A 12410-nucleotide genomic window follows, 5' to 3' on the forward strand; every position below is an offset into this window, starting at 1 on the left:
CGCCTGTCTCACAGACCCGATAAGGATAAATTATGACAACGCGTTCTGGTTTTTCTCTGCTTGCCGTTCCGGCACTGCTGCTGATGCTGCACTCTCCGCTGAGTATGGCGATGGGCGACAATGACAGTGATAAAAAGACGCCTGACTGCCCCAAAGGTCAGGTCTATGACAGTCACACTAAAAGTTGTGTGCCTGAGAAGACCAGCAAGCTGAGTGACGACGATAAAACCCGCTATGCATGGCATCTGGCGAAAAAGGGCGAATATCAGGCGGCGCTGAACCTGCTGGATACGCTGAAAAATCAGGATACCCGCGAAGCCTGGAACTATCGTGGTTACGCTACCCGCAAACTGGGCCGCACGGACGAGGGCATTGGCTATTATCAGCGCGCCATTGCACTTGATCCCCGTTACGCTAAAGTGCGTGAATATCTGGGCGAAGCCTGGATGATCAAAGGGCGTCCGGATCTGGCGCGCGAACAGTTAAAAACCATTGCCGGGATTTGTGGCACAGACTGCGAGGAATATCGCGATCTGCAGGCCGCGATCAATGGCCACCCCGAGGTCTGATGCAGCAGGGAGGAGCGAAAAATCACTCACAGTGACATCCGTCAGCATCTTGCGGAACATCTGACGCGGCTCTGGCGTTACGGCTATGTGCTGTCACACAACCGTGACATGGCAGAAGAGCTGGTGCAGTCAACCTGCGTACGCGCGCTGGAACGCAGCGCGCAGTTCACGCCGGGCACACGCATTGATCGATGGCTTTTTTCGATCCTTCACTCCATCTGGGCCAGTGATTTACGGGCGCGAAAGGTCCGGCAGGGACAGGGATTCGTGGATCCCGATGCGCTGCTGGCCGCAGATAACCACACCAACAGCGACGACAACCGCCATTTCCAGCGCATTATGCTACAGGTTAACGCCTTACCCGAGGCGCAGCGTAATGCACTGTTTCTGGTGTATGTCGAAGGTCTGACCTATCAGGAGGCGGCAGAGACGCTCTCGGTTCCCATTGGCACTATTATGAGCCGTCTGGCCGCCGCACGTGCCACGCTGGCCAGACAGCCGGCGACCTCGCCCGCACCGCAGGAGAAACGGAGATGAACAGGGAAACTTTGACGCCACCGTGGCGCGATGAGGCAATCGTTGCCTGGCTGGATGGTGAGATGACGCCACAGGAAGCCGTGCAGTTTGAGCAGGCGATGGCAGGGGATCCCGAACTGGCGGCACGGGTTGAGCATTTACAGCAAAGTAATCTCGATTTTGAACAGGCTTTTGCGCCGCTGCTGGAACAGGCACCGCAGGCCAGAATGGCACAGCAACTGGCAGCCATCACGGCACCAGAGTCAATGCCAGCCAAAGGCTACAGCCGTCGGGCACTGATTGCTGCGTCTGTCAGCTTTTTGCTGGTGGGCAGCAGCATCGGTTTCCTGGCAAGACCGGAAGATGATGAGAAAGATGAAAGCCAGAATATCCGCGATCTGGAGGCGCGTTATATGTCGCTCTACAGTGCTGAAACGCTGGCCGACACACCTGATGACGCCGCCATGCTGCAAAGGGGGCTGGACCGTACCCGACTCGATTTAGGATTGCAGCTGCATCAACAGCAACTCAGCCTGCCAGGGGCTGAACTGAAAATGGTGCGGATCCTGCGCTACGAACGGACGTCGATTGCACAAATCGCCTGGCTGCATGCTGATTATGGCCCGATGGCGCTCTGTATCTCGCCTGAGCCGGACAGCGCGAATCCCATCGCCCATGAAAAGCGCCATGGCATGCAGCTGGCCTGGTGGAAGCGTGACGGCTATCAATATGTGCTGATTGGCCGCAACCCACCGGCTCAACTGGCTGCAACAGCGGAAACATTGCAGACAGCACTCAGTTAATCGGACCCTTCAGCGGTTACCGTTACAGCGGCTTTCTGCCCTGCGCGGCAATGGCCAGCGCAATGTTGACGCGATCATCAACCACCCCGACCAGCCGATCCATTCCGAAGGCTGAGCGGGAGATGGCGGTGGAGGCATGTAGCGCCAGCGAACCTGAAGCCGGATCAATTGTCTTTCCGCTGTCCAGCGAGGCCAGCATCACGACTGGCCGGCTGACATTTTTAACCGTCAGCACACCAAAAATACGGTAATTGCCGCCACCCAGTGAGGCCAAGCGACTACTGACAAAGTGAATGTTTGGGTAACGCTCTGCATCAAAAAACAGGTTACTTTTCAGTTGCCAGGTTAACAGGCTGTTCGAGGCCACCAGCGTTCCTACCGGAATAGTCACTTCAATATGATCGTCACGGTCTTCATCAGGATTGAGTGTCACCGTACCGGTCACACCCTGCAGTCTGGCCTGCGAAAATTGGTGACCAAAGGCGCGCCATGAAAGGCCTATCGACGTTTTATCGGGGGTAATGGCATAGGTTACCGGCGCGGCGTAAAGCACCGGGCTGAGCAGGGCTAACAGAGTGCATAAACAGGCGGCACGCATCATCACTATTTTCTCTTTTTTAGGCAGACCCAACGTTAACGCCTGAAACCGCGATCCTATTCACTTTTTTTAGCACTGTTTTTACCTTACAGGCACAGATAATCTGACAGATATTAACTGACTGTCACCTGAGAATCACCAAAGTGTAATGATTATTGCAAGGGCAGAACATTAATAACGAAAAATATTAAGAATACATTAAGACGGCTTTATTAATCTGTGATTCTCCTGATATGAGCGGAGCGCTATTTTTTCGATGTGATACTGTGAGTAGCAGGCTGAATTTAGCCCAGCAATATCAGCGTGTTAATTTTTCTCTCCAGAAGTGACTTCATCCGGATGAGCTGAACCCTGCTCTGGTGACTGACAGAGTCTGCTGATTTTAAACAAAATATCAATAAATCAAAAAGAGTTGAGGTCAGGGCTATTATTAGCCATTTAATAGTGAACTTTTTCTGAAATCCTTAACTTGCTCTCCCTTGATTTTATTTCAATTCACACTCTTCATTTAATGTTCAGTTAACTTTCATACGGTAGTTTGTATTAGCAGTCCGGTAACCTTAATTCCAGAACGGGAAAGCGTGGTGTCGATAACACCCTGGCCGACTGTGAGTCATTTGCTATTTCAATTATTTTCTGGCGTTGTGCCTGATTAACAACGCGCGACAGCTTATGGGTTTGATCTGCAGGAGTTTTAGCATGGATTTTTTGCCATTTTCCCGGCCTTCATTCGGTGATGAAGAGCTGGCTGCTGTTAAAGCGGTATTTGACTCTGGCTGGATAACGACCGGGGCAAAATGCGCCGAACTGGAGCAGGCCTTTGTTCAGATGACCGGCAACCAGCACGCCATTGCAGTAAGCTCTGCCACTGCCGGAATGCATGTCACGCTGATGGCGATGGGGATCGGGCCTGGCGATGAGGTGATCACGCCGTCCATGACCTGGGTCTCTACCCTGAACCTGATCACGCTTCTGGGTGCCACGCCGGTGATGATTGATGTGGATCCCGACAACCTGATGGTCACGCCGGACCGGATAGCGCAGGCGATTACGCCCCGCACCCGCGCGATTATTCCGGTGCATTACGCTGGTGCACCTGCCAATCTCGCGCCAATCTATCAACTGGCTGAGCAGCGTGGGATTGCCATCATTGAAGATGCGGCTCACGCGGTGGGCACCACTTATCACGAAAAGCCGGTCGGGCAGCGCGGTACGGCGATTTTCTCTTTCCACGCCATCAAGAATATCACCTGCGCGGAAGGGGGCCTGGTGGTGACCGATGACGCCACTCTCGCCGAACGTATACGCAGCCTGAAGTTTCATGGCCTGGCGGTGGATGCGTTTGATCGTCAGACCCAGGGACGTCTGCCGCAGGCGGAAGTCATGATGCCGGGCTTTAAATACAATCTGCCCGATATCAGCGCGGCGATTGCGCTGGTGCAGTTACAGAAACTACCGGGCTTTATTGCCCGCCGCCGTGAGATTGCTGAACGCTATCTTGAAGCGCTGCGCACGCTGCCGTTCACGCCGCTGTCACTGCCCGACTGGCCACATCAGCATGCGTGGCACCTGTTTATTATTCGCATTGATGAACAGCGCTGCGGTCTGTCGCGCGATGCCTTTATGCAGGCACTGAAGACGCGGGATATCGGCAGCGGATTGCATTTCCGTGCGGCGCATACCCATAAATATTATCGCGAGCACTATCCCGATTTACGTCTTCCCGCCAGTGAACTTAACAGCCAGCAGATGTGTTCGATTCCACTGTTTCCGTCAATGACGAATCTGGATGTCGAACGTGTGATTCAGGCTTTACATGACATTGCCGGAGCCTGAGATGCGCGATATTAAACCGATCAATATGCTCTCCGTGGTCATCCCGGTCTATAACGAGCAGGAGAGTCTGCCGGAGCTGCTTCAGCGCACCTGCGCCGCCTGTGACTCAATTAAGATTGAGTATGAAATTCTGCTGGTGGATGACGGCAGCAGCGATCGTTCTGCCGAACTGATTGAACAGGCCGCCACCGTTCCCGGCAGCCGGATAACCGGCGTGCTGCTCAACCGCAACTACGGTCAGCATTCCGCCATCATCGCCGGATTCAGCCAGGTTCGTGGCGATCTGATTATTACGCTGGATGCCGATCTGCAGAACCCGCCGGAAGAGATCCCGCGGCTGGTTGACGCCGCGCGTCAGGGTTATGACGTGGTGGGTACCGTCCGTCAGCAGCGCCAGGACAGCTGGTTCCGTCGTAAAGCCTCACGCACGCTCAACCGGCTGATTCAGCGGGTCACCGGCAAGGCGATGGGCGATTACGGCTGCATGCTACGCGCCTACCGTCGCCACATCGTCGAGGCGATGCTCAACTGTCACGAACGCAGCACTTTTATTCCGATCCTGGCCAACACCTTTGCCCGACACACCATTGAGCTGCCGGTGATCCATGCCGAGCGCGCTTTTGGCGATTCGAAATACAGCTTTATGCGCCTGATTAACCTGATGTATGACCTGGTGACCTGTCTGACCACCACGCCGCTGCGATTGCTCAGCGTGGTCGGCAGCCTGATTGCGCTCTCCGGCTTCGCCTTCTCGCTGGTGCTGATCGTACTGCGACTCTTTTTTGGTGCGGCCTGGGCGGGTGACGGCGTCTTCGTGTTGTTCGCCGTGCTGTTCATGTTTATCGGCGCCCAGTTTGTGGGTATGGGACTGCTCGGGGAGTACATCGGGCGCATTTACAACGACGTTCGGGCGCGTCCGCGCTATTTCGTTCAACGCATTGTTCACGCTCCAGAAGAGCCTTCAGTACAGGATATTCAATCATGAAGACCGTTGTTTTCGCCTATCACGACATGGGCTGTGTCGGCATCAATGCGCTGCTGAGTGCAGGCTATGAAATCACCGCCATTTTTACTCACAACGATGTGGCGACCGAAAACCACTTTTTCGGCTCAGTAGCCCGTCTGGCGGCAGAGCATGGCATTCCGGTCTATGCACCTGACGAGGCGAATCACCCGATCTGGCTTGACCGCATCCGCACCATGGCACCAGAGATGATCTTCTCTTTCTACTATCGCCATCTGCTGAGTGATGAGATCCTGCAATGCGCTCAAAAGGGTGCTTTTAACCTGCACGGCTCGCTGCTGCCAAAATATCGCGGCCGGGCACCGCTGAACTGGGCGCTGGTCAACGGCGAAACTGAAACGGGCGTTACGCTACATCGCATGGTGAAGCGTGCGGATGCCGGTAATATTCTGGCGCAGCAGAAGGTCGCTATTGAGGATCAGGACAACGCGCTGACGCTGCATCGTAAACTGACCCAGGCTGCGGAGCAGTTGCTCGGCGACGTTTTACCTCGTCTGCGCGAGGGTGAGGTGAGTGAATGGCCACAGGATGAAAGTCAGGCGACACGGGTAGATCGTCGCACGGCCGAAGATGGCCGCATTGACTGGAATCAGTCTGCTCAGACGATTCACAATCTAATCAGGGCGGTTACCGATCCCTGGCCTGGCGCATTCGCCTTTGCCGGTTCGGTTAAATTTATCGTCTGGAAGAGTCGGGTTCTTCCACAGCAGCATCAGGCAAAGCCAGGGACGGTACTCTCTAAGCAGCCCTTCCTGATCGCCTGTGGCGAAGGCGCGCTGGAAATCCAGACCGGCCAGTCCGAGCATGGCGTTTACATGAATGGCAGCCAGCTGGCGCAGAGTCTGGGCATCGTCCCTGGCGCACTGCTCTATTCAAAACCGCAGTCAGCGCTGCAACGTCGTACCCGCGTGCTGATCCTTGGCGTTAACGGCTTTATCGGTAATCATCTCACTGAGCGTTTGTTACAGGATGAGCATTTCGAGGTCTATGGCCTGGATATCAGTTCAGACGCGATCAGCCGCTTCCTGGATCATCCGCGCTTCCATTTCGTCGAAGGGGATATCGCTATCCATTCCGAATGGATTGAGTATCACATCAAAAAATGCGACGTCATCCTGCCGCTGGTGGCCATCGCCACGCCAATTGAGTACACCCGTAATCCACTGCGCGTGTTTGAACTCGATTTCGAAGAGAACCTGAAAATCATTCGCGACTGTGTGAAGTATCAGAAGCGCATCATTTTCCCATCCACTTCAGAAGTTTACGGCATGTGTACCGATGCCAGCTTCGATGAGGATTGCTCTAATCTGGTCGTCGGGCCGATCAACAAACAGCGCTGGATCTACTCGGTATCCAAACAGCTGCTGGACCGCGTTATCTGGGCCTACGGCGAAAAAGAGGGGCTGCGGTTTACCCTGTTCCGTCCGTTCAACTGGATGGGACCGCGTCTGGATAACCTTAATGCAGCGCGCATCGGCAGTTCCCGCGCGATAACCCAGCTCATCCTCAACCTGGTAGAAGGTTCGCCCATTAAGCTGATTGACGGCGGCAAACAGAAGCGCTGCTTTACCGATATTCAGGATGGCGTTGAGGCGCTATTCCGCATTATCGAAAACAAACAGCTGAATTGTGATGGTCAGATCATCAATATCGGTAATCCGGACAACGAAGCCAGTATTAAAGAGCTGGCAGAGCAACTGCTGGCCAGCTTTGAACGTCATCCGCTGCGCAGCCAGTTCCCGCCGTTTGCCGGTTTCCGCGAAGTAGAAAGCAGCAGCTACTACGGCAAAGGCTATCAGGATGTGGAGCACCGTAAACCGGCTATCCGCAATGCGCGTCGCCTGCTCGGCTGGACACCGACCGTGACGATGGATGTCACTATCGACAACACGCTCGACTTCTTCCTGCGCACCGTTGAGCCACAGGCTGATAAGTGATGAAGAAGATCGGTCTGCGGATTGACGTAGATACCTGGCGCGGCACGAAGCAGGGTGTGCCGGCGCTGCTTGAGCTGTTCCGGCGTCATGCGGTGCGGGGCAGCTTTTTCTTCAGCGTGGGACCAGACAACATGGGCCGCCATCTCTGGCGGCTGGTGAAACCGGCGTTTCTTATGAAGATGCTGCGCTCCCGCGCTGCATCGCTCTATGGCTGGGACATCCTGCTCGCCGGAACGGCCTGGCCGGGAAAGCAGATGGGACAGAGATTGCGGCACATCATGCAGGACGCCACTCGTCAGCACGAAGTCGGTCTGCACGCCTGGGACCATTTTGCCTGGCAGACCTGGGCCGGTGTATGGCCGCAGGATAAGCTGGTTGAGCAGATAGCACGTGGCACCGAAACGCTGAGTGAGATACTCGGTCATCCTGTCAGCTGTTCGGCCGTCGCGGGCTGGCGAGCCGATGGCCGGGTGATCGCCGCCAAACAGGACTTTGGCTTTCACTACAACAGCGACTGTCGCGGCAGCGGCCCGTTCCGGCCCATGCTGCCGGATGGACAGATTGGTACTGTACAGATTCCGGTGACGTTGCCCACATGGGATGAAGTGGTTGGCCGCGAGGTCAGCGCAGAAGGCTATAACGACTACATTCTGGCGAAAATGCTCTCTTCTGACGATGGGGCGGTCTACACCGTGCATGCCGAAGTCGAAGGGATTATTGGCTACCCGGACTTTGACCAGCTGCTGGCTGCTGCGGACCGTCACGGCATTCAGTTCTGCCCGTTAAGCGAGCTGCTGCCCGACGATCTGACTACTTTGCCAGTGGGCAAAGTAGTCAGGGGCGAAATCCCCGGACGGGAAGGGTGGCTGGGCTGCCAGAAACTGACTGAAGAGGCGAACTAGTGCGGATACATAACAACACGAAGTGGCTACTTTTTTTCAGCTTTTTTATTCTCTATTACCTGCTTCCGCCGATGTTCCGCGACCTCTGGCAACCGGATGAGACCCGTTATGCGGAGATCAGCCGGGAGATGCTGACAACCGGTAACTGGGTGACACCACACTTTTTCGACCTGCGCTATTTTGAAAAACCGATTGCGGGTTACTGGGTCAACTCGCTGGGTCAGTGGCTGTTTGGCCACAACAATTTTGGCGTGCGGGCGGGTTCGATATTCTCCACGGCGATGACCGCCGTGCTGATCTACTGGCTCGGCAGGCGGCTGTTTAGTTCGGCACGCACGGCTGCCGTCGGCACGATTATTTTCCTCAGTTCGCTGCTGGTCTATGGCGTTGGCACCTATGCGGTGCTCGATCCGATGCTGATGCTCTGGCTGGCGGCCGCGATGTGCAGCTTCTGGCTGGCGACGGAGGCCAGCGGACGCGCCGGGCGGGCGGGCGGCTATCTGCTGCTGGGTCTCGCCTGCGGCATGGGATTCATGACCAAAGGCTTTCTGGCGCTGGCAGTGCCTGTGCTGGCGATTCTGCCTTGGGCGATCTGGCGGCAGCGACTGCGCGAACTGCTCTGCTTCGGTCCGCTGGCTCTACTCTCAGCCGCGGCGATCAGCGCACCCTGGGCGCTGGCGATCTATCATCAGGCACCGGATTTCTGGCACTACTTCTTCTGGGTTGAGCATATTCAGCGCTTTGCTGAGGACAATGCCCAGCACAAAGCGCCTTTCTGGTATTACCTGCCGGTTCTGCTGCTGGGAACGCTGCCGTGGCTGGCGCTGTTACCGGGCGCATTGATGACCGGCTGGCGCGAGCGTCAGCAGCATCCCGGTGCGCTCTATCTGCTGAGCTGGACGGTGATGCCGCTGCTGTTTTTCAGCCTGGCAAAAGGCAAGCTGCCAACCTATATCCTCCCCTGTTTTGTGCCGCTGTCGCTGCTGATGGCGCACTATGGCCTGAACGCCGCACAGCGGGCAGGGCGCGCATTAACAGTCAATGGCTGGCTCAACCTGATTTTTGGCATCATTACCCTGGCAACGGTCGTGCTGGTGCTCGCTCCCTGGAGTGTGACGCATCATCCGCTGTTCGCCACGCACGAGATGCTGAAGCTTGCGCTGGGGGCACTGGCATTTCTCATCTGGGGGCTGGTGGGCGCATATAGCTGCCGCTCTGCACAGCGCCGCTGGCTGGCGGCCGCGTTTTGCCCGCTGGGCGTCGCCCTGTTTATTGGTACGGCAATCCCGGATAAAATCCGCGACGCCAAACAGCCGCAGCGTTTTGTCTCGACGATTAGCCAGCGTCTGGCCTCAAGTCACTTTATCCTGGCGGACAATCCCGGCGTGGCATCTGCCGCAGCCTGGCATCTGCAACGTAGCGATATCGGCTTCTATGACACCAAAGGCGAGCTGGAATATGGGCTGAGCTACCCGGATGCGCAATCCCGCTTTGTCTCTCAGGCGGACTTCGGCGGCTGGCTTGCCGATCATCGCCGTACGGGAAGCGTATCACTGCTGTTGCTGGTTGATTCAGTACACAGTGATATCGGCGAGGATGTTCCGGTGCCGGACGCCGTCTATCGCCAGGGCAGGCTGGTCTGCCTCTATTACAGTCAGATGAAGTGATGCTGCTGCTGATTGTACTGGTCAGTCTGCTCAGTTGCAGCGCGCAACTGTGCCAGAAACAGGCGACTCACGCGGCATCGCGCCGGGTCCGCTTAAGCTGGATTGGGGTGAGCGTGCTGTTGCTGGGTGTCGCGATGCTTCTCTGGCTGCTGGTGCTGCAGCGGGTGCCTGTCAGCCAGGCCTATCCGATGCTGAGCCTTAACTTCATTTTCGTTGCGCTGGCAGGACGCATCCTCTGGCGCGAGCGCCTGACGCTGCGCCAGATCTTCGGCACGCTACTGGTGGTGACGGGTGTGGCGCTGATGGCGAGCCAGCTATGAAAGGGTATGGATGGGTCGCATGCAGCGTGCTGCTGGTCTCAGCGGCACAGCTGATGATGCGCTGGGCGATGCCGCGTCTGCCCGATGTCAGCAGCATAACGTCGATGCCTGCTGTTGCCCTGCTGCCCGCCTTGCTGCTGCTGGCCGGGCTGGGCGCTTATGGTGTTTCAATGCTCTGCTGGATTCGGGCGCTGCGCTATTTTCCGCTGAACCGCGTCTATCCGCTGCTCAGCCTCAGTTATGTGCTGGTGTGGCTGGTGGCTGTCTGTCTGCCGGTATTCCATGAGGCGTTCAGCTGGCACAGCCTGGCGGGCGTAGTGATTATTGTCATCGGCCTGCTGTGTATTGTGGTTAAGCCCTGATTTAAGAATGACGTTAGCGTTTGCGCATCAACTGCGCCTTTTATTAGCCTTTTCGGGCAGCGAGTAACTCTCGCGGCATTAAAGTATTTGCGGTAAACGGCGGGTCAGCAAAGCGGTTTTATCTTTGCAGTCAGCTCGCCAATATCACTGACGATTAGATCGGGTGCAGGTGCCAGCGGGTAGAGTGCCTGTCCTTTGCGGGTAATAAATGCAGTTTTCATGTCTGCACGTTTTGCTCCACCCACATCCCAGCCGTGCGCAGCCACCATCATGCACTCTGATACGGGCTTGCCCATCTCTTTCATCGCTTACTGATGCGCTGGGGAGACTCTATCCGCTGAAACAGGCATGCAATGAGAACGGGGACTGTGAAACGTTCATGTTTGCAGAAATGTACTGCGGCGGGATAACGGACATTTATGCCCGTATCGGTGTGCGTTACTTCCGCCTGCTTAATTACACCCACATGACCGATGCTACCTTATGCAGATTGCCTGATTGAAGCCGGATTTAATCCATCAGTTCAGATGTCCGTCAGTTGATTTGATATTGATCCTGTCACGGTGGATATGGCGTTTATACAGCTTTCCCTGCTGGGCATTGCAGCTGAGGTTGTCACCGGTAATACGCTGACGCTGGAGTTTAACCGGGTGCGCTATACACCGGCTTACTATCTCAACGATTTTGAAGAACGTCTCAAAAGCCAGCGCCGGATCAAGGCGATGCTGGCTTTTATCAGGGCAATGTAGGGAATGGACAAAACAGCAGGAAACTACAAAATGAATATTCAGACTTTTAATAATGTGTGGGACGTTATCAGCGAAACGCCAGAGCAGGCGGAAAATATGAAACTCCGCGCCGAGTTAGTAGGCCGCCTGAATAGCTGGATTAAACGTAATGGCCTGAATCAGGCCACTGCTGCTGCTGCGCTGGGCGTTTCACAGCCCAGAGTGTCCGAGCTGGCAGGAGGTCGGATCAACTGCTTTTCAATTGATAAGCTGGTCAGCATGATGTCACATGCCGGACTGCACATAACCAGTATTGAGATAAGCGAACCAGAGGAAGCTTGAGCTGCCTTTTTGCTTCGCGCGAACTGCCAGGACGGTAGCCCCTTCGGGGCAGGATAAACCCGGTGCTGATGCACCGGCTATACCCTTTCACCTGACCGTCTTCATCCCTTCCCATCTGACGCTGATAGCTTGCCGTTTCTGCTATCAAGTGACACTACCAAATTGGCCATCTGCAGAAGTGCGCATAATGTAATTTATGTTAAATAAAGTGTTTGATTATCAATATCGCTTGAATTACGTCAATACTCATCGGACACAGCCCTCCCTCCCTACCGCATCCTCTCACTGGCAAGATGATAAACATCGCTGCGCTCGCGTTTACCCACAGCAACAACGGCAATCACCAGCTGATCGTCTATTACCTGATAAACCAGGCGAAACCCGGACGCTCTGAGTTTGATTTTATAGCAGTCTTTAATCCCACGTAGTCTGGCAGAAGGAATATGGGGATTATCACAACATTTCTTCAGTTTTTTGGCAAACTGCTGCTGGAGAGATTTGTCCAGCTTCTGCCACTCTTTAAAAGCCTCTTCCCTGAATTTGACGGTATAACTCACAAAAGCGCATCCAAATCGACATCAAGCAGACGCTGGCCGCTGCGTTCACTGACCAGCTTAACCAGTTCCTGATCGTCAAGGGCATCAAGCATTTGTTCATAAAGCTCAGCCGGGACGCAATAGAATGCAGGCTTGTTGCGGTTAAGAATGGCGACAGGATAACCGTCACCTGCACTAACCGTGGCCATCGGGTTTTTCTTCAGTTCGCTTACGCTGGCACTGGTATCGCTTAAAATAATGTTTGGCATA

15 protein-coding genes and 1 pseudogene are annotated in these 12410 nt (G+C 55.2%); 12 read left to right on the forward strand and 4 right to left on the reverse strand.

Features of this window, described 5'->3' with window-relative positions; genetic code table 11:
- Nucleotides 1–32 precede the first annotated feature (32 nt).
- From HFD87_RS18705 to HFD87_RS18715, 3 genes are all read left to right on the forward strand, one after another.
- Entirely contained in the window at nucleotides 33–569 is a 537-nt protein-coding gene (locus HFD87_RS18705; RefSeq protein WP_010257155.1) for a tetratricopeptide repeat protein, read from the forward strand.
- 87 nt (nucleotides 570–656) lie between these two features.
- The gene (locus tag HFD87_RS18710; protein ID WP_010257152.1) at nucleotides 657–1106 is read left to right on the forward strand and encodes a sigma-70 family RNA polymerase sigma factor; all 450 of its coding nucleotides are present in this window, start codon (nucleotides 657–659) and stop codon (nucleotides 1104–1106) included.
- Nucleotides 1103–1888 (forward strand): anti-sigma factor, encoded by a 786-nt coding sequence (locus tag HFD87_RS18715; protein ID WP_167423779.1) that lies wholly within the window; start codon nucleotides 1103–1105, stop codon nucleotides 1886–1888. Before HFD87_RS18710 ends, HFD87_RS18715 begins: the two co-directional genes overlap by 4 nt.
- Before the next feature lie 22 nt (nucleotides 1889–1910).
- Here the strand turns inward: HFD87_RS18715 and HFD87_RS18720 are convergent, their stop codons facing one another.
- Entirely contained in the window at nucleotides 1911–2489 is a 579-nt protein-coding gene (locus HFD87_RS18720) for a YceI family protein (RefSeq protein WP_167423818.1), read from the reverse strand.
- 696 nt (nucleotides 2490–3185) lie between these two features.
- On the opposite strand from HFD87_RS18720, the gene arnB reads away from it, so the two are divergent.
- The 7 genes from arnB to arnF are packed head-to-tail and all read left to right on the forward strand — an operon-like array spanning nucleotide 3186 to nucleotide 10534.
- The gene (arnB, locus tag HFD87_RS18725; protein ID WP_167423780.1) at nucleotides 3186–4322 is read left to right on the forward strand and encodes a UDP-4-amino-4-deoxy-L-arabinose aminotransferase; all 1137 of its coding nucleotides are present in this window, start codon (nucleotides 3186–3188) and stop codon (nucleotides 4320–4322) included.
- A 1-nt stretch (nucleotide 4323) separates the two neighbouring features.
- Nucleotides 4324–5307 (forward strand): undecaprenyl-phosphate 4-deoxy-4-formamido-L-arabinose transferase, encoded by a 984-nt coding sequence (gene arnC, locus HFD87_RS18730; RefSeq protein ID WP_167423781.1) that lies wholly within the window; start codon nucleotides 4324–4326, stop codon nucleotides 5305–5307.
- The gene (gene arnA / locus HFD87_RS18735) at nucleotides 5304–7283 is read left to right on the forward strand and encodes a bifunctional UDP-4-amino-4-deoxy-L-arabinose formyltransferase/UDP-glucuronic acid oxidase ArnA (RefSeq protein WP_167423782.1); all 1980 of its coding nucleotides are present in this window, start codon (nucleotides 5304–5306) and stop codon (nucleotides 7281–7283) included. Before arnC ends, arnA begins: the two co-directional genes overlap by 4 nt.
- Entirely contained in the window at nucleotides 7283–8185 is a 903-nt protein-coding gene (arnD, locus tag HFD87_RS18740; RefSeq protein WP_167423783.1) for a 4-deoxy-4-formamido-L-arabinose-phosphoundecaprenol deformylase, read from the forward strand. The genes arnA and arnD overlap by 1 nt, the downstream gene beginning before the upstream one ends.
- Nucleotides 8185–9852 (forward strand): lipid IV(A) 4-amino-4-deoxy-L-arabinosyltransferase, encoded by a 1668-nt coding sequence (gene arnT, locus HFD87_RS18745; protein ID WP_167423784.1) that lies wholly within the window; start codon nucleotides 8185–8187, stop codon nucleotides 9850–9852. Before arnD ends, arnT begins: the two co-directional genes overlap by 1 nt.
- A complete protein-coding gene (arnE, locus tag HFD87_RS18750) occupies nucleotides 9852–10172 on the forward strand; it encodes a 4-amino-4-deoxy-L-arabinose-phosphoundecaprenol flippase subunit ArnE (RefSeq protein ID WP_010257131.1) in 321 nt (106 codons plus the stop codon). The genes arnT and arnE overlap by 1 nt, the downstream gene beginning before the upstream one ends.
- Complete coding sequence (gene arnF / locus HFD87_RS18755; RefSeq protein ID WP_167423785.1) at nucleotides 10169–10534, forward strand: 4-amino-4-deoxy-L-arabinose-phosphoundecaprenol flippase subunit ArnF; 366 nt, start codon at nucleotides 10169–10171, stop codon at nucleotides 10532–10534. Before arnE ends, arnF begins: the two co-directional genes overlap by 4 nt.
- Before the next feature lie 104 nt (nucleotides 10535–10638).
- Here the strand turns inward: arnF and HFD87_RS18760 are convergent, their stop codons facing one another.
- Entirely contained in the window at nucleotides 10639–10830 is a 192-nt protein-coding gene (locus HFD87_RS18760) for a hypothetical protein (protein WP_241773195.1), read from the reverse strand.
- Nucleotides 10831–11007: 177 nt separating this feature from the next.
- Between HFD87_RS18760 and HFD87_RS18765 the strand changes: the two are divergent.
- Together HFD87_RS18765 and HFD87_RS18770 are read left to right on the forward strand one after the other, a co-directional pair.
- Nucleotides 11008–11283, forward strand: a pseudogene (locus HFD87_RS18765) (SAM-dependent DNA methyltransferase); the annotation flags it as partial.
- A 30-nt stretch (nucleotides 11284–11313) separates the two neighbouring features.
- Complete coding sequence (locus HFD87_RS18770; protein ID WP_010257118.1) at nucleotides 11314–11604, forward strand: helix-turn-helix domain-containing protein; 291 nt, start codon at nucleotides 11314–11316, stop codon at nucleotides 11602–11604.
- 269 nt (nucleotides 11605–11873) lie between these two features.
- Here HFD87_RS18770 and HFD87_RS18775 read toward each other — a convergent pair whose 3' ends face one another.
- Together HFD87_RS18775 and HFD87_RS18780 are read right to left on the reverse strand one after the other, a co-directional pair.
- Complete coding sequence (locus HFD87_RS18775) at nucleotides 11874–12161, reverse strand: type II toxin-antitoxin system RelE/ParE family toxin (protein ID WP_010257115.1); 288 nt, start codon at nucleotides 12159–12161, stop codon at nucleotides 11874–11876.
- Nucleotides 12158–12409 carry a type II toxin-antitoxin system Phd/YefM family antitoxin gene (locus HFD87_RS18780; protein WP_010257113.1) on the reverse strand — a complete coding sequence of 84 codons (252 nt, stop codon included), beginning with the start codon at nucleotides 12407–12409 and terminating at the stop codon, nucleotides 12158–12160. The genes HFD87_RS18775 and HFD87_RS18780 overlap by 4 nt, the downstream gene beginning before the upstream one ends.
- Between the last annotated feature and the right edge of the window lies 1 nt (nucleotide 12410).

This window comes from Pantoea sp. EKM21T, assembly GCF_011800405.1.
In the GTDB taxonomy this organism is placed as follows: domain Bacteria; phylum Pseudomonadota; class Gammaproteobacteria; order Enterobacterales; family Enterobacteriaceae; genus Pantoea; species Pantoea agglomerans.